Below are 15,151 nucleotides of genomic sequence, written 5' to 3' on the forward strand. Positions count from 1 at the left end.
ACTGAAGAATGAGCGAAAAAGAGCAAATAACCGAGGTTGACACCTCACTTCCGAGGCCTGGGCTGCTGAAAAAGACCATTGTGATGGTGGGGATGATGGGCGCGGGAAAGACCGCCGTGGGACGTGCGCTTGCGGCCCGGCTGCAGGTGCCCTTTCTGGACAGCGACCACGAGATCGAAGCGGCGGCCAATATGTCGATCCCTGAGATCTTTGCCCGCGATGGCGAGGATTTCTTTCGGCTGAAGGAGCGTCAGGTGATCTCACGCTTGTTGACCGAGGAATGTGGCGTTCTCTCCACCGGTGGCGGCGCCTTTCTGGCCGCGGAAAACCGGGAGACCATCACGCGCAATGGCGCGTCAATCTGGCTGCAGGCCGATCTTGAGGTGCTGTGGAACCGGGTGCGCCACCGCGATACCCGCCCTCTGCTGAGAACTCCCGACCCCCGGGCCACTCTGGCAGAGCTCTATGCCGCCCGGGTGCCGCTCTATGCCAAGGCGGATCTGACCGTGGCGTCTGATGGCCAGGCGACAATCGAACAAATGGTAGACCGGGTGCTGGAGGCCTTGCGGTCTCGCCCTGATGTATTGGAGAGCTGAAATGGAACGTATCGTACATGTTCCGCTTGAGGGGCGGGCCTATGATGTGGTGATCGGGCCTGGGCTGTTGCAAAGCGCAGGGGCCCGGATTGCGCCCTTCCTGAAACGCCCACGTCTGGCGGTGGTGACAGATGAAACCGTTGCGCAGCTGCATCTGGAGACCCTGCGCCAGGGGCTGGAGGCGGAAGGGATCGATATGGTCTCGCTGGCCCTGCCAGCTGGTGAAAGCACCAAGGGTTGGCCACAGTTCACCCGCACCGTCGAATGGCTGCTGGAGCAGAAGGTCGAACGCAATGACGTGGTGGTGGCCTTTGGTGGTGGCGTGATTGGCGATCTGGTTGGTTTTGCTGCCTCGGTCCTGCGTCGTGGTGTCCGCTTTGTGCAAATCCCCACCTCGCTGTTGGCCCAGGTGGACAGTTCGGTTGGGGGAAAGACCGGCATCAATGCGCCCCAGGGCAAAAACCTGATTGGCGCCTTTCATCAGCCGACATTGGTGCTGGCAGATACCGAAGTCCTAGGCACGCTGACGGCGCGGGATTTCCTAGCGGGCTACGGCGAAGTGGTGAAATACGGAATGCTGGGCGACGCTGATTTCTTTGCCTGGCTGGAAAAGATGGGACCCAAGCTTGCCTCTGGCGACATGGAGGCCCGCGTCGAGGCGGTGACGCGATCGGTGCAGATGAAGGCCGATATCGTGGTGCGCGACGAGACCGAGCAGGGCGACCGGGCCCTGCTGAACCTTGGCCATACCTTTGGTCATGCGCTGGAGGCCGCGACCGGGTATTCCGACCGGCTGCTGCATGGGGAGGGCGTTGCCATTGGCTGCGCGCTGGCCTTTGAACTGTCGGCCCGTCTAGGGCTGTGTAGTCAGGAAGATCCTAGCCGGGTGCGTGCACATTTAAAAGACATGGGTATGAAAACGGATCTGTCGGATATCCCCGGCGCGCTGCCTGATGCCGAAGCCTTGCTGGCGCTGATGGGACAGGACAAAAAGGTGGTGGATGGGCAGTTGCGCTTTATTCTGGCCCGTAGTCTTGGCGAGGCCTTTGTGACCGCAGATGTGCCCGAAACCGCAGTTCTGTCTGTTTTGCAGGAGGCTTTGGCAGACTGCACCAAAGCCTAGCATATTCTTCGAAAAGCGGCTGGGGCGGGTTTCACCTATTGCCTCGGCCATCCCATTTCTTCGGGGGCAACCTCTTAGCCTCCCACCCCAAGAGCAAGCTGCGACCCCGCCTCTCCTGTGTCTAGAAGCGGGTGCGTTGCACCAGCGTGCGCAGGGCCTACGACTTCTCAAACGCCACCGCATAGATTGCCAGACCTCAGACCCCTGGCGATTTGTGGAGACCAAAGATGAGGCTGATCCCAAACTGGAAAACAGTGCTCACCCGGGCTGTCAGCCTGTGGTTTCTTTTTGCCAGCCTTCTGGCGTTGCTTGGTTTTTTCTTCGCCACTTTTAATCCGCACAGCCTTGGCTGGTCTCCGGTTGCTTTTGCCGCTGCCTCGGCCCTGTTTCAAACGCTGGCCATTCCGGCCCGGGTGATCATGCAGTTGGGGCTGAGGCCGCCCGGTCCATTTCGCCGCGACGAGGAGGGGGCCCTGAGGAACCGCAGTCTGGGGCTGATCGCTGGAAGTGGCATTGCGCTTTCGACCGCGCTGGCCTTTATCGGTGGCTGGGAAGGGTTGCGGCAGGAGGCTTATCGCGATGTGATTGGGGTCTGGACCGTCTGCTATGGGCAGACCAAACAGGTTTCCCCTGGGGATCAATACAGCAAGGCCGAATGCGACGAGATGCTGGCAGCCGAGATCTTGGTCTATGAGGCTGCGCTTGATCAGTGCTTGGCGGTTTCCGTTCCTTTGGGGATGAAAATTGCCCTTGTATCCTGGACCTATAACGTCGGGGCCTCGGCTGCCTGCCAGTCGACCTTGGTGCGCCGTGCCAATGCCGGAGATCTGGCCGGAGCCTGCACAGAGCTGAAACGCTGGAACAGGGCAGGCGGGCGTGTTTGGCACGGCCTGACCCGGCGCCGAATCTCTGAGATGGAGATGTGCCAACAAGCTTTGCGGGACAGCAGATGATTGTGCTGCGGCTGTTGCGCCATTCGCCGCTTCTGATGGCCGGACTCGGGCTGACCGTTGTTGTCTATTGGGGGATGCGGCTTGTAGAGGATCGGGCGCGATTGGGCGTCGAACTGAAACAGGCCCAGGAACAACTGGCTGGGGTGCAGATCGCCTTGGAGCAGGTTGAAGAGGCCGCGCGCCTTCATCGTGCGCATTTGGCCCGGATTGAACGGGAGGCGCGGCGCTGGGCCGAAGTTCAAAATGAACTGCAACAGATGGAGGGCCAGAATGCGCCTTTGTCACCTCTGCTTGGCCATACTGCTGAGCGCCTGTACCCAATCCCACCCGAGCGCCCTTCAACCCCCTGTGAGCCTGCCTGCTGACCTGTTGCGGCCTTGCGTCGGCTATCAGGGGCCGTTGCCACGCACCGAGGGGGCCTTGGCCAAGGCTATTCTCGCAGAGGTGCAGGGGCGTTCCTGTGCCAATGCCAGGCTAGCGACGGTGGCCTCGATTCTGGATCAGCCGGTGCTGGAGGGCAGCTGAAACATTTGCAACGGACCTGCCAAAGTTAAGCTGGGTCGCATGTGAAAGAGCCGCATTCTTGGCATTCCCCCCGGAAAAAGCGAATCCACAATCGGCAAAAAATTGTTCACTCTCTAGTGAGTTTCGCTGAGCGCAAAGCTGCTTTGATCTGAGTGCAGGCGTTACGTGATCTACTTCACTTAAGTATTAGTCACCGTTACTAAATTTTGCTGATGATGTTGAAAACAGAGCACGTTTTTGCCGATATTTCCGCAATGGAGACGCGGCTCGGTTTTCAAGACTGCGCGCCAAAAAATCTGATTGTTATAAGACAAGCGCGGAACGGATCCCTGGGATGGGGGGAATACGGGCCACCAAAGTTCAATCAGGAGACTCAGATCCATGAGCACCATACTTGTATTGCGCAGCAGCGCGGCGGTTGCCGTCGCTTTGCTGGCAGCCCCGGCACTTGCGGGCCCCACCTACACCAATGACAACGGCGGCAGCTTCCGTTGGTATGGTCAGTTTAACCCATCCTTCCAGTCCTTCGACGATGGCGTCGATGACTACAACCGCCTGGTCGACAACTCCTCGTCGAACTCCCGGATCGGTTTCTGGGTTGAGCAGGCCTTTGGTCAGAACACCCTGCGGTTCAACTTTGAAACCGCCTTCAGCTTTCGCTCCTCCGATGGCACCAACCAGAACAGTAAGGGGGATGTAACCAGCTGGAGCCGGACCAACCTGCGCCATATCGACCTGCAGTTTGAAACGGCCAACTATGGCACCTTCTCGGCTGGTCAGGGTTCGATGGCAACCGACGGCATCACCGGCGCCGACTTCTCCGGCACTGGCCTGGCAGCCAGCAACTCGGTTCCAGACATCGGCGGCGGCTTCTTCTTCCGTGATGGCACTGGCGCGCTGAGCGGTGTGACCGTGGGCGACGCCTTCACCGATATCGACGGCAGCCGCCTGGGTCGTGTTCGCTACGACAGCAAAAACTACGCCGGCTTCACCTTCTCGGCGTCTTTCGGGACCGATATTCTGGCCACCAATAACGACCGCGAAACCTATGACGTTGCCGTGCGTTTCAGCAACGACGATCTGGGCGCCTTTGCTCTGGATGCGGGTCTGGGCGCAGCCTGGACCGAACAGACCGGCACACAGGACCGTCGCGACGTTTCCGGTTCGATTGCGCTGCTGCACAAAGACACCGGCATTTCGCTGGCGATTGCGGGCGGTGACCGGGATATCTCTGGCAACTATGCCTATGCAAAGCTGGGCTATTCGGCGAACCTGATCGCAGCAGGCAAGACTTCCTTCTCGGTTGATTACTACGATGGCTCCGACCTGGTTTCCGCTGGCGATTCTTCGGAAAGCTGGGGTATTGGTGCGGTCCAGAAGATTGATCGCTTCAATCTCGAAACCTATCTGGCCTACCGTGACTACTCCTACTCTGACACATCGGCGACCACCTATCAGGATGCAAACGTAATCCTGGCTGGTGCCCGCTGGAAGTTCTGAAGACAGATTTCCCCTCGGTTTTCAAAACAAGAAGCACGTCCCCTGTTTGGGGGCGTGCTTTTTTGCGATTGATCCAAAAAATGCCACGGAATTGCAGCTTTGAGAGGGGGAAAGAGGCAATGGCTCTTGCACCGCGTCGCCAGTAACAATAGAAGGCCTCAAATTGTCTGGGGGCGGTGCCTGCGCGCGCGCCCCGAATCTCTATGGGGTACAACATGCAGGTCACCGAGACGCTGAACGAAGGTCTGAAACGCGGCTACGCCATCACGGTCACGGCGGCCGAACTGGACGCCAAGGTCAATGAAAAGCTGACAGAAGCCCAGCCGGAAATCGAAATGAAAGGTTTCCGTAAGGGTAAAGTGCCAATGGCTCTGCTGAAAAAGCAGTTCGGCCAGCGCATGATTGGCGAAGCGATGCAGGAAGCCATCGATGGCGCCATGAACGAGCACTTTGAAAAGTCCGGCGATCGTCCTGCGATGCAGCCCGACGTCAAAATGACCAATGAAGACTGGACCGAAGGCGACGACGTCAATGTCGACATGTCTTATGAAGCACTGCCAGAGATCCCAGAAGTCGACCTGTCCGGTGTTACCCTTGAAAAGCTGGTTGTGAAGGCCGAAGACGAAGCCGTCACCGAAGCGCTGGAAAACCTGGCCCAGAACGCCCAGGAATTCGAAGCCCGCGACGAAGCCGCGGCTTCTGAGGATGGCGATCAGGTTGTCATCGACTTCCTGGGCAAAGTCGACGGCGAAGCCTTTGAAGGCGGCGCGGCTGACGACTACCCACTGGTTCTGGGCTCCAACTCTTTCATCCCCGGCTTCGAAGAGCAGCTGGTTGGCGTGAAGGCTGGCGACGAAAAAGACGTTTCCGTGACCTTCCCCGAAGAGTATCAGGCCGAGCACCTGGCTGGCAAAGAAGCGGTATTCTCCTGCACCATCAAAGAAGTCAAAGCGCCCAAGGCTGCTGAGATCAACGATGAGATGGCTACCAAATTTGGCGCCGAAGACCTGGATGGTCTGAAAGGCCAGATTCGTGAGCGTCTGGAATCCGAATACGCAGGTGCCGCCCGCGCCGTGATGAAGCGCGCCACCTTGGACAAGCTGGACGAGCTGGTTTCCTTTGATCTGCCCCCATCGCTGGTCGAAGCTGAAGCAAAGCAAATCGCGCATCAGCTGTGGCACGAAGATCACCCAGAGGTTGAAGGTCACGATCACGGTGACATCGAAACCACCGAAGAGCACACCAAACTGGCTGAGCGTCGCGTACGTCTAGGCCTGCTGTTGGCAGAGCTCGGTCAGAAAGCCGAAGTTGAAGTGACCGACGCTGAAATGACCCAGGCCATCATGGCACAGGCCCGTCAGTACCCAGGTCAAGAGCGCCAGTTCTTTGAATTCATCCAGCAAAACGCCCAGATGCAGCAGCAACTGCGGGCGCCTTTGTTCGAAGACAAAGTGATCGATCACCTGTTTGAATCGGCAACTGTCGAAGAGAAAGAAGTTTCCAAAGAAGATCTGCAAAAGGCTGTTGAGGCTCTGGAAGAAGAGTAAACAACCGCTCAGGAATTGTTTAAGGGTCGCCTCTCGAGGCGGCCCTTTTGTTTTGGTGCTACATTTTGGTTTTGCGAATTTACGGGCGTTTGACGCTAGGGCGAAAGTTGGAAAACTTATAACTCTGGGCACAACTAAGAGTATCGTAAGAATTATGTTTCATTCTGAGATTGATAATGGATTCTCATAGGATGAAACGATGGCCGGTGTTTCTACAAAAAAGGTACGGGGACTTTCACTTTCCAATGTAAAGACAAAGACCAAGGTCATGTCTGCTGCATTGTTTCCGCTGGTTCTCATTGCCGGCGTCGGGGGCTTGGCGGTCTACGATCTCAAGCGGATGGAAGACACCGCTCATAAGGTAGACCATACCCAGCATATTCTGGACGAAGTTGCCCATCTCAACACTGCGGCGTTTGAAATGGAAGCAGGCCTGCGGGGCTATCTTCTGGCGGGGCAGGAACAGTATCTAGAACCTTATGAACACGGCGCGACTGAGACTTTTTCAGCTTTTTCTGAACTGTTTGAGATCGTCAGTGACGAACCCTTGATGGTCGAACGTCTGACGCAGGCGGAAAACACGCTACGCGCATGGCAGACCGAAGTCGCAGAGCAGGCCATCGCCTTGCGCCGCGACATTGGCGACTCCATGACCATGAATGACATGGCCGCTGCGGTGAAAATGGCCAAGGGCAGGGTCTTTTTTGATTCCTTCCGATCAGAGATTAAACAATTCATCGAAGATGAAGAGGTTCGCCTGGCTGATCGTCGCCAGGTCTTTGTCACTTTGGTGAAAACCGGAATTGCCAGCCCCGAATACATGAACAGCTCCTTGGAAGCGGTGGAGCGGGCCCATTCGATCATCAGTGAAGCCAAGGATCTGCAAGCAATCGCCATCAATATGGAAACTGGTATGCGCGGTTTCCTTTTGGCCGGGGACGAAGCCTTTCTGGAACCCTACAATCAAGGGATTGCTGAATTCGATCGCTTGGCGGCCAGCCTGGAAGAACAGTCCATCGAAAGTCTCTCGCAGGAAATGCGGGTTCAAAAGATGGCAAAAATCATAGCTGAATGGCGGGAGCAGGCCGTTGAGCCCTTGCTGAAACTGCGCCGTGAAATAGGCGATGCCAAAACCATGGACGACATGGCTGATTTTGTGCGCGAAGGTCGTGGTGCGGCCTATTTCCATGAATTCTCCGAGATCCTGTCCTCTTTTGAAGCTGAAGAGTTGGCTCTGATGCAGACCCGCCGGGCAGAGAATGCCGAGATCTCGGCTCAGACCCAAACCATGATCCCTGCCGCCATTCTGCTTGCCATTCTGTTGGGCGGTACCTTTGCCTTGGTCGTTGGCTCGGGCCTGGCGCGCGCTGTCAACCGGATCACCGTGTCGATGAAGGGCCTGGCGGATGGTGACAACACCGTCGAAATCCACGGGCAGGAGCGTGGTGATGAGGTCGGGCAAATGGCCCGTGCGTTGGATGTGTTCCGTGAAGCCCTGGTTGAGATGCAGGCGTTGGAACAGAAAAAGGCCGAAGGCCGTGACGCCGAGCTGAACCGCGTTGTCGAAGAGCTGAGCAGAGAGCTGTCGCAGCTTTCTGAGGGCAATCTGCAAGCCGGCATCGAAGAGGCGTTTCCTGAGGATTACGAGAAGCTGCGCAGCGATTTCAACAATACCGTCAAGAACCTGAAAGGGATCGTTGGCAATGTCGTGGATACCTCCAGCAGTATCGGCAATGGGGCTGTCGAAATCAGCCAGGCCTCGCAGGATCTGTCAACTCGGACAGAAAGTCAGGCGGCAACCCTGGAAGAAACTGCGGCCGCACTGGACGAGCTGACGGCCTCAGTCAAATCCGCTGCCGAAGGGGCCAAGGCTGTTGAAATGACAATGGAAGAGGCCCGTATCGAGGCCGAGAACAGCGATGTGGTGGTGCAAAAGGCCGTGGCGGCGATGACCGAGATCGAAAACTCTTCCGATAGTATTTCGCAGATCATCTCGGTGATTGATGATATCGCCTTCCAGACCAACCTGTTGGCGCTGAATGCCGGGGTTGAAGCCGCCCGTGCCGGAGAGGCTGGCCGCGGCTTTGCAGTGGTTGCAAGCGAGGTGCGTGCCCTGGCCCAGCGGTCCTCTGATGCGGCGATGGAGATCAAGACGCTGATCGAAGACAGTGGCAAGCAGGTGGGCCGTGGCGTTGACCTGGTTGGCCGTGCAGGGACTGCGCTGCAAAACATTGTGGCGCAGGTCAGCCGGATCTCCAAGCAGGTCTCGGGCATTGCCGAGGGTGCAGTTGAGCAGTCTACCGGGCTCAACGAGATCAACTCGGGCATGATGCAGTTGGATCAGGTGACCCAGCAAAATGCTGCCATGGTGGAACAGGCCACCGCAGCCAGCATGTTGTTGAAGACAGATTCGGCAAAGCTGGTGGAGCTGATGGGGAACTTCGAGATAGACGGTGCTGCGACTGTTACCTCCCTGCCCAATACTTCCGCCCCGCAGGCTGCTTTTGAGGCCCATCCAGGTGGTGAGGGCGAGAGCTGGGACGCGCCTCTAAAGGCTGACGCGGTGATGGCTGCAACCGGCACGGATGATCAGGTCCGTTGGGATGATTTCTGATACCAGGATCTGCATAGTGTAAAACGGGGCCCGCCATGTCAGCGGGCCTCTTTTTCTTTGAGCCTCTAAAATGGAGCCGTGAGATCAAAGATCGATGCGGAAGCGGGCAAAGCCATCGGGGCCATCCCCTGCAGCGGTGATGCTGACACCTTCGACATCCTCGGCATAGCTGTTTGCCTTGGGGCCGGTGTCAAATAGGACGCTGGTGCCAGGCAGGGGCGCAAAGCTCCAGTTTGCATCCGCACGCGGGCTGATGGTGCCCTTCTCGACAATATAGCGCACGATGACATCGCGGTTGGTGTCCGGCCCTTCAAAGACGATTGTATCGCCCTTGGCACCGGGGAAATCACCGCCGCCAGAGGCGCGGTAGTTGTTGGTGGCAATGATGAATTGTGCCTCTGGATCAATGGGCGCGCCATTGAAAGCCAGGTTGACGATGCGGCTGGCATTTGGGTTCTCCAGCGCTCCCTTGGAGCTGTATTTGGAGGGCTGGCTCAGGTCGATCTGATAGCTTACCCCGTCCATCACATCAAAGTTGTAGCTGGGGAATTCAGGATTGAGCAGCAGTTGATCTGCCTTGCCGGGTTCCACTTGGTTGAACATCCCTGCCGAACGCTCCAGCCAGTCCTTGACCTGCGCGCCACTGACGAGAACAGCCCGCGCGGTATTGGGGTAGAGGTACAGATCCGAGACATTCTTGATTGCCACATCGCCCTTTGGCACATCGGTGAAATACTCCGGTCCACCACGGCCACCGGCCTTGAACGGAGCTGCGGCAGAGAGGATTGGCAGGCCTTCGTATTCGGTGCCCTTGAGCATCTGGGCGATGTACCAGCTCTGGGCGATGGAGACGATCTGTACCGAGGGATCATCCGCAACCAGGGCAAAGTAGCTGTGCAAGGGGGCGTCTGTTTTGCCCACCGCGCGGCGCACATAGACCAGGGTTTCGTCATGCTCCTGTTGGACCGAGGCCAGAACCTTGGGGTCACTTTCCACCAGAGCGGTGATTGAGCGATCCTCATTGCGTTTGGAAATCGGTCGTGCCTCCGAGGCATGGCCCACAACCCGCCAGCCGCCGGCGTCGCGTTCCAACATCAGATCAATCAGACCCAGGTGGCTGCCCCAATAGCCGCCCATGGTGGCAGGTTTGCCCTGCAGGGTGCCTTTGGCCACGTCGATGCCATCCAGCCCGTCGTATTTTGAGGACGGGAACACCAGGTGGCTGTGGCCTGTCATGATGGCGTCAATGCCCTCAACCCCAGCCAGTACGAGCGAGGCGTTCTCCATGCCCTCGCGCTCCTGTGCCTCACCAATACCAGAATGCGACAGGGCGATAATGATATCAGCGCCTTTTTCTTTCATTTCCGGCACATAGGCGCGGGCGGTCTGCAGGATGTCGCGGGCCTGCACATTGCCTTCCAGATGGCGGCGGTCCCAGTTCATCACCTGCGGTGGTACAAAACCGATGAGACCAATTTTGATGGCATGTTTTTGTCCGGCGCCATCGGTCAGCTCGCGGTCCATCAATACATAGGGCGGCAGCAGGGTGGTGTCGTCGCGCGGGCCAGCACCTATCTCCTTGGCGATATTGGCACAGACCACTGGGAACTGCGCCCCTGTGAGGGATTTCATCAGGAAATCGAGGCCATAATTGAATTCGTGGTTGCCCAGGGTCGAGGCGTCAAAACCGACTGTATTCATGGCATCAATGACAGGATGCAGATCGCCTTCGCGCATGCCGCGCTCATAGGCGATATAGTCCCCCATCGGGTTGCCCTGCAAAAAGTCGCCATTGTCCAGCAGCAGCGCATTGGTGGCCTCGGCCCGGATGTCATTGACGATCGAGGCCGTGCGGGCCAGGCCAACCGTGTCGCGGGCTTTGTCGGCATAGTAGTCATAGGGAAAGACATGCACATGCAGGTCTGTGGTTTCCATCAAGCGCAGATGCACCTGGTTGGAGGACGCCTGAAGCGAAAAAGGATGCAGCGCGATGAGGCCGGCGCTGCCAGCGAGAAAGGATCTGCGGTCAAGTGAGATCGGCATAGTGAAACTCCCAGTGTCATTTGCTGCGTGGATATCGAGTAACGATAACAGCAAAATGACAGGAGTGCTGGTGATTTATGCACCACAGGGTTGTGGAGGCTAGTTGGCCAAGCCAGTCTCTTTCAGCAGGCCGCGCCGCTTGGCCTCGTAATAGTAGCCACGGGAATAATGTTTGACGGCGGTATCATAGTCGCCATCTGACAAGAGCCAGGCACCGCGTAGGTATTTCACTGAAAACTCAAGATTGGTGTCGGCGTCCAGCAGATCCTGTGGCTTGCCGGAAAACCCCATAGAGCGCGCAGTGGCGGGCAGGATTTGCAGCAGGCCATAATAGGGCCGGTTGACGGCCCAGGGGCGGTGGGTGCTTTCTCTGATCGCCAGCCGGTGCACCAGGGGGCGGGGCACCTCGTAATAGTCGGCCCAGTAATTGATGCTTTGGCGCAGCTCCGGGGTCTCATTGGGGTAAAGCGGCGGAGCGATCTGCGCTCTTTGAGTCGTCTCTTTGGCCTCACTACAGGCCGTGACCCCCAACGGAACGGCGAGGGAGAGCACTAGAGCCAAGGCTTTGCTGCAGGTTTTCAAGGTCATGGTGCAGGGCATCCTTGTGGCCGATCTCGCGTGGGGGGGCGGTGAGGGAGGTCTTGTTGATAGATCCAGATCCTAGAGCGTCTGAGGGGAAAGAAAAGAAAGCCCCGCCAGGGTCGGCGGGAACTCTCTCATCCTGTGTCGGGGCTCTGAGATGCAGGGGGCACCCGGTTTACAATCGGGCTGTGCCCCCCTTTGCTTAGCCGATGACAGGGTGATCTCGGTTTTGCATGCACCGAATGATCATCTCTCGCTGTTTTTCTTCCTGCTCGATTTTGCCCTCTGCGGCGCCAAGCAAGCCGCCGACAGCGGCGCCGGCAATCGCGTCCTCATGAGATTCGGTGGCCCCAACTGCGGCCCCAAGCAAAGCGCCAGCAATGGCCCCTTCAGAGGTCATTTCGGTGTCATATTGTGCGGCGATTTGGCGACATTCTACCAAGTCATTGTTATAGCTGACTGAAACTGGACCACTGGTGCGCAAAGGTTCCGCGGCTGGTGAGAGCCCGCAGGCGCTGACCAGCAGGCCAAGCGCGGTTACAGAGGCCGTCAGGGTTAGTTTGGGGGAAATCAGATTTTGGGTCATTGAGAAGATCCTTGTTAAAAACTCAAAGGCTGTAGGCCTGTTGCTGTGATTGGCCAGGAACATAGGCAGGAAATTTCGATCTGCAACAATAAATTTCTGTAAAACGATAAAAAATGCCAACCAAACGAAAAATACTTGCCTTCACCCTTTGGGGCTGCGATGACCGGGAAGAAGCAAAAGGATATGTCATGGCTTTGGTTGCAAGAATTCTGATGGCGGTGACCGGTGCGCTGATGCTGGCCTATATGGTGATGATCTGTAGTCTGGTGATAATTGGCGAATATGCGGAGGTCTGGGACCTGGCGGATTTTCCACCGCAGGATTTCCCGCCCTCCTCTCTGGGGATTGCGCTGGGGCTGTTTTTTGCCGGCGTTTTTCTCGCGGGCATTCTGACGACCTTTTGGCAGTCACATCTTTTGCTGAAACTGGGGCGCGAGCATCTGTTTCGCGCGCTCGCACGTCGGCTCCGCCTTTGCGGTGGTGGGCTGGCGATGATGTGGGTGGGGCTGTATGCCTTTATGAATGTGGTGCCTTTGGCCATGTCGATGGGGCGGGTGGCCCCTGAACACATGGAGACACAATGGGCCCCATTCGAAATCGACACGGTTTTTCTGGTTTTGGCAGTGGTCATGGTCGCCCTGTCGGAAACACTGACACGGGCGGCTGAGATCGAAGACGAAAACAACCAGTTTCTATAAGGGGATAGGCATGCCGATCCGTGTGAACCTTGATATGATGCTGGTACGCCGCAAAGTTAAATCGCGGGAGCTGGCGGCGGCTGTAGGCATTACAGAGGCCAATCTGTCGCTGCTGAAATCCGGCAAGGTCAAGGGCGTGCGTTTTGCCACCCTAGAGGCGATCTGCCGATTTCTGGAGTGCCAGCCCGGCGATATTCTGGAATATCTGCCAGAGGACGATAGCTGACAGAGTTGATCCGGCCGACTTCTCAGGGCTGGGCCCGGCAGATTGGCGGGCCCAGTTGCGGTAGGTTTCAATCGGCTTTGCTCAACCCGTTACCGCATGGCCGCGCTGCTGCATGCAGCGCACCAGGTAATTGCGCTGTGCTTCATTGACTTCGGCATCGCCAATTGCCGCGCCCACGGCCGCGCCTAGGACTGCACCGGCCAAGGCCTTGTCGCGGTTTTCGATTGCGCCACCAAGGGCGCCGCCGGCACCGACGATGGCTGCGGTCTGGGCGATATGGCGTTGCCCGATGCGCCGGGCTTCTGCGCGGCACTGGGCTTCATCGGCGCCAAAACGTGATGAGGGGGTGCCGCTGACCTGCAGGGGAGCCTCTACCGGGGTGGTGTTGCAGGCCGTGACTGCGAGCAGAAGAATACCGCCAGAAAGCGCTGTGAAAATTCGGTTCGTCATATGCTGTACTCCTTAAATCCAAAGGTAACACAGCCCCAGAGTAGGGGGGATGCACGTCTTGAGCCAGTGCAGAAAACGAAAAGGCCACACCTCTATGGCGTGGCCTTTTGTATCATTTTGGATCTGATCGGAGTGATCAGGCTGCAGGCTCTTCGTCAGAAGAGGCCGCAGGGGCATCGCCCTCGTCATCGTCAGATGCGGCTGCGCCGATATCGTCAAACAGCTCGGAGATTTCGAATTCAGCAGCGGCTTCCTCTTCGGCAGCGAGCTCCTGGATCGATTTTCCGGAGGCCTGCAGCTCAGCTTCTTCTTCAGAACGGGCTACGTTCATCTTGATCTGAGCTTCGACTTCTGGGTGCAGTTTGACAACAACAGTGTGCAGGCCGAGGTCTTTGATCGGGTCGATCAGAGCAACCTGCTTTTTGTCGACCGAGAAACCAGCTTCGGTTGCGGCTTCAGCTGCGTCACGGGGGGTGACGGAACCGTAGAGCGAACCAGCATCGGATGCAGAGCGAATCACGATGAACTGCTGACCGTCCAGCTTTTCAGCCAGGGCTTCAGCTTCTGCTTTGGTTTCCAGGTTGCGCGCTTCCAGCTGTGCTTTCTGGGCTTCAAAGGCGGCCAGGTTGGCCTCCGATGCAACCTTGGCTTTCGCCTGGGGCAGCAGGAAGTTGCGGGCAAAACCGGGCTTAACGTCTACAACGTCGCCCATCTGGCCCAGCTTGGCCACACGTTCAAGAAGGATAACTTGCATGTCAGGTCTCCTTACTTAACAGCATAGGGCAGCAGGGCGAGGAAGCGGGCGCGCTTGATCGCACGGGCCAGCTCACGCTGCTTCTTTGCCGAAACGGCGGTGATGCGCGAAGGAACGATCTTGCCACGCTCAGAGATGTAGCGCTGCAGAAGACGGGTGTCTTTGTAATCGATCTTTGGCGCGTTGTCGCCCGAGAAGGGGCAGACTTTACGACGGCGGAAAAATGGTTTGGCTGCCATGGTTTAGCGTCCTTTTCTCAAGCTAGATCAGCGGCGCTCGCGACGGGTGTCGCGTTCGTCACGTTTCTGCATCTGGACCGAAGGGCCCTCGGCGTGCTCGTCGACCTTGATGGTCAGAACGCGCATCACGTCGTCGTGCAGACGCATCAGGCGCTCCATTTCCTGAATCGCCGGTGCAGGGGCATCGGTGCGCAGGAAGGCATAGTGGCCTTTGCGGTTTTTGTTGATCTTATAGGCCATCGTTTTGACGCCCCAATATTCACTGTCAGCGAGCTTACCTTCGTTGTCAGCCAATACGGCACCAAAATGTTCGATGAGACCTTCAGCTTGCGAGTTGGACAGGTCCTGACGCGCAATCATAACATGCTCATAGAGGGGCATGCGAACTCCAGTTTGTTTCAAGGCGCATTTCATAGACCGGGCGGTTGAACCTTCCGCTGCCCTGTCACGAGAGTCTGCGCGGATCGAATGTGTCGCGGAAGGATGGCCTCATATAGCGGCTTTGGCGCAAAGAGCAAGGCAAATCCAACGCGCCACTCTGCCAGGGCGGGTGAGGGGTGCGGAATAAACAAGTCCAGGGTCAAATGACCACTGATCCGGCTCCTGAATTTGGAGAAAAGGACAGAAAAATCAAGCTTTCCCGCCAAGGTGCCCCATTGTCGCCTCATTCTTGCAGTCAAACTTGGTTAACAAAAAGTTAATTCGCACCGGATTG

General features: G+C 57.4%; 17 protein-coding genes. 10 read left to right on the forward strand and 7 right to left on the reverse strand.

Annotated elements, in window-relative coordinates; translation table 11 throughout:
* Positions 1 to 8 precede the first annotated feature (8 nt).
* The 8 genes from AN476_RS10715 to AN476_RS10745 all read left to right on the forward strand — a co-directional run bounded on the left by AN476_RS10715 (position 9) and on the right by AN476_RS10745 (position 8,858).
* Positions 9 to 596: a shikimate kinase gene (locus tag AN476_RS10715; RefSeq protein WP_054461571.1), complete on the forward strand. Its 588-nt coding sequence runs from the start codon at positions 9 to 11 to the stop codon at positions 594 to 596.
* Between the two features lies 1 nt (position 597).
* A complete protein-coding gene (aroB, locus tag AN476_RS10720; RefSeq protein WP_054461572.1) occupies positions 598 to 1,719 on the forward strand; it encodes a 3-dehydroquinate synthase in 1,122 nt (373 codons plus the stop codon).
* A gap of 227 nt (positions 1,720 to 1,946) precedes the next feature.
* Positions 1,947 to 2,672, forward strand: a complete 726-nt coding sequence (locus tag AN476_RS10725; protein ID WP_054461573.1) for a lysozyme — start codon at positions 1,947 to 1,949, stop codon at positions 2,670 to 2,672.
* Positions 2,669 to 3,037: a hypothetical protein gene (locus tag AN476_RS10730; RefSeq protein WP_054461574.1), complete on the forward strand. Its 369-nt coding sequence runs from the start codon at positions 2,669 to 2,671 to the stop codon at positions 3,035 to 3,037. Before AN476_RS10725 ends, AN476_RS10730 begins: the two co-directional genes overlap by 4 nt.
* 34 nt (positions 3,038 to 3,071) lie before the next feature.
* Positions 3,072 to 3,197, forward strand: coding sequence for a hypothetical protein (locus tag AN476_RS23480; protein WP_256363945.1), 126 nt, complete (start codon positions 3,072 to 3,074; stop codon positions 3,195 to 3,197).
* A 381-nt stretch (positions 3,198 to 3,578) separates the two neighbouring features.
* The gene (locus AN476_RS10735; RefSeq protein WP_054461575.1) at positions 3,579 to 4,697 is read left to right on the forward strand and encodes a hypothetical protein; all 1,119 of its coding nucleotides are present in this window, start codon (positions 3,579 to 3,581) and stop codon (positions 4,695 to 4,697) included.
* A gap of 215 nt (positions 4,698 to 4,912) precedes the next feature.
* On the forward strand, positions 4,913 to 6,244 hold the full coding sequence (tig, locus tag AN476_RS10740; RefSeq protein ID WP_054461576.1) for a trigger factor: 1,332 nt from the start codon (positions 4,913 to 4,915) through the stop codon (positions 6,242 to 6,244).
* Between the two features lie 268 nt (positions 6,245 to 6,512).
* Positions 6,513 to 8,858 (forward strand): CHASE3 domain-containing protein, encoded by a 2,346-nt coding sequence (locus tag AN476_RS10745; protein ID WP_157063737.1) that lies wholly within the window; start codon positions 6,513 to 6,515, stop codon positions 8,856 to 8,858.
* An 84-nt stretch (positions 8,859 to 8,942) separates the two neighbouring features.
* Here AN476_RS10745 and AN476_RS10750 read toward each other — a convergent pair whose 3' ends face one another.
* The 3 genes from AN476_RS10750 to AN476_RS10760 form a co-directional block, all read right to left on the reverse strand.
* On the reverse strand, positions 8,943 to 10,901 hold the full coding sequence (locus tag AN476_RS10750) for a bifunctional 2',3'-cyclic-nucleotide 2'-phosphodiesterase/3'-nucleotidase (RefSeq protein ID WP_054461578.1): 1,959 nt from the start codon (positions 10,899 to 10,901) through the stop codon (positions 8,943 to 8,945).
* 99 nt (positions 10,902 to 11,000) lie between these two features.
* Complete coding sequence (locus AN476_RS10755; protein WP_054461579.1) at positions 11,001 to 11,489, reverse strand: lytic transglycosylase domain-containing protein; 489 nt, start codon at positions 11,487 to 11,489, stop codon at positions 11,001 to 11,003.
* A gap of 196 nt (positions 11,490 to 11,685) precedes the next feature.
* A complete protein-coding gene (locus AN476_RS10760; RefSeq protein ID WP_172684820.1) occupies positions 11,686 to 12,069 on the reverse strand; it encodes a glycine zipper domain-containing protein in 384 nt (127 codons plus the stop codon).
* Between the two features lie 188 nt (positions 12,070 to 12,257).
* On the opposite strand from AN476_RS10760, the gene AN476_RS10765 reads away from it, so the two are divergent.
* Together AN476_RS10765 and AN476_RS10770 are read left to right on the forward strand one after the other, a co-directional pair.
* On the forward strand, positions 12,258 to 12,767 hold the full coding sequence (locus AN476_RS10765; RefSeq protein ID WP_157063738.1) for a hypothetical protein: 510 nt from the start codon (positions 12,258 to 12,260) through the stop codon (positions 12,765 to 12,767).
* Between the two features lie 10 nt (positions 12,768 to 12,777).
* A complete protein-coding gene (locus AN476_RS10770) occupies positions 12,778 to 12,993 on the forward strand; it encodes a helix-turn-helix transcriptional regulator (RefSeq protein WP_054461582.1) in 216 nt (71 codons plus the stop codon).
* A gap of 81 nt (positions 12,994 to 13,074) precedes the next feature.
* Here the strand turns inward: AN476_RS10770 and AN476_RS10775 are convergent, their stop codons facing one another.
* From AN476_RS10775 to rpsF, 4 genes are all read right to left on the reverse strand, one after another.
* Positions 13,075 to 13,443 carry a hypothetical protein gene (locus AN476_RS10775; RefSeq protein WP_054461583.1) on the reverse strand — a complete coding sequence of 123 codons (369 nt, stop codon included), beginning with the start codon at positions 13,441 to 13,443 and terminating at the stop codon, positions 13,075 to 13,077.
* Positions 13,444 to 13,579: 136 nt separating this feature from the next.
* Positions 13,580 to 14,197, reverse strand: a complete 618-nt coding sequence (rplI, locus tag AN476_RS10780) for a 50S ribosomal protein L9 (protein ID WP_054461584.1) — start codon at positions 14,195 to 14,197, stop codon at positions 13,580 to 13,582.
* A gap of 11 nt (positions 14,198 to 14,208) precedes the next feature.
* Positions 14,209 to 14,436, reverse strand: a complete 228-nt coding sequence (gene rpsR, locus AN476_RS10785; protein WP_005982441.1) for a 30S ribosomal protein S18 — start codon at positions 14,434 to 14,436, stop codon at positions 14,209 to 14,211.
* 27 nt (positions 14,437 to 14,463) lie between these two features.
* Positions 14,464 to 14,817 carry a 30S ribosomal protein S6 gene (gene rpsF, locus AN476_RS10790; RefSeq protein WP_054461585.1) on the reverse strand — a complete coding sequence of 118 codons (354 nt, stop codon included), beginning with the start codon at positions 14,815 to 14,817 and terminating at the stop codon, positions 14,464 to 14,466.
* Positions 14,818 to 15,151 lie beyond the last annotated feature (334 nt).

The organism is Phaeobacter sp. 11ANDIMAR09, assembly GCF_001294455.1.
Classification (GTDB): domain Bacteria; phylum Pseudomonadota; class Alphaproteobacteria; order Rhodobacterales; family Rhodobacteraceae; genus Pseudophaeobacter.

Bases quoted from the DNA above. Each gene is read 5' to 3' on its own strand.
- aroB (WP_054461572.1), top strand. From the start codon at position 598: ATGGAACGTATCGTACATGTTCCGCTTGAGGGGCGGGCCTATGATGTG.
- rpsF (WP_054461585.1), bottom strand. From the start codon at position 14,817: ATGCCCCTCTATGAGCATGTTATGATTGCGCGTCAGGACCTGTCCAAC.
- AN476_RS10725 (WP_054461573.1), top strand. From the start codon at position 1,947: ATGAGGCTGATCCCAAACTGGAAAACAGTGCTCACCCGGGCTGTCAGC.
- AN476_RS10730 (WP_054461574.1), top strand. From the start codon at position 2,669: ATGATTGTGCTGCGGCTGTTGCGCCATTCGCCGCTTCTGATGGCCGGA.
- AN476_RS10760 (WP_172684820.1), bottom strand. From the start codon at position 12,069: ATGACCCAAAATCTGATTTCCCCCAAACTAACCCTGACGGCCTCTGTA.
- AN476_RS10770 (WP_054461582.1), top strand. From the start codon at position 12,778: ATGCCGATCCGTGTGAACCTTGATATGATGCTGGTACGCCGCAAAGTT.
- AN476_RS10735 (WP_054461575.1), top strand. From the start codon at position 3,579: ATGAGCACCATACTTGTATTGCGCAGCAGCGCGGCGGTTGCCGTCGCT.
- rpsR (WP_005982441.1), bottom strand. From the start codon at position 14,436: ATGGCAGCCAAACCATTTTTCCGCCGTCGTAAAGTCTGCCCCTTCTCG.
- AN476_RS10765 (WP_157063738.1), top strand. From the start codon at position 12,258: ATGGCTTTGGTTGCAAGAATTCTGATGGCGGTGACCGGTGCGCTGATG.
- AN476_RS10750 (WP_054461578.1), bottom strand. From the start codon at position 10,901: ATGCCGATCTCACTTGACCGCAGATCCTTTCTCGCTGGCAGCGCCGGC.
- rplI (WP_054461584.1), bottom strand. From the start codon at position 14,197: ATGCAAGTTATCCTTCTTGAACGTGTGGCCAAGCTGGGCCAGATGGGC.
- AN476_RS10755 (WP_054461579.1), bottom strand. From the start codon at position 11,489: ATGACCTTGAAAACCTGCAGCAAAGCCTTGGCTCTAGTGCTCTCCCTC.
- tig (WP_054461576.1), top strand. From the start codon at position 4,913: ATGCAGGTCACCGAGACGCTGAACGAAGGTCTGAAACGCGGCTACGCC.
- AN476_RS10775 (WP_054461583.1), bottom strand. From the start codon at position 13,443: ATGACGAACCGAATTTTCACAGCGCTTTCTGGCGGTATTCTTCTGCTC.
- AN476_RS10745 (WP_157063737.1), top strand. From the start codon at position 6,513: ATGTCTGCTGCATTGTTTCCGCTGGTTCTCATTGCCGGCGTCGGGGGC.
- AN476_RS10715 (WP_054461571.1), top strand. From the start codon at position 9: ATGAGCGAAAAAGAGCAAATAACCGAGGTTGACACCTCACTTCCGAGG.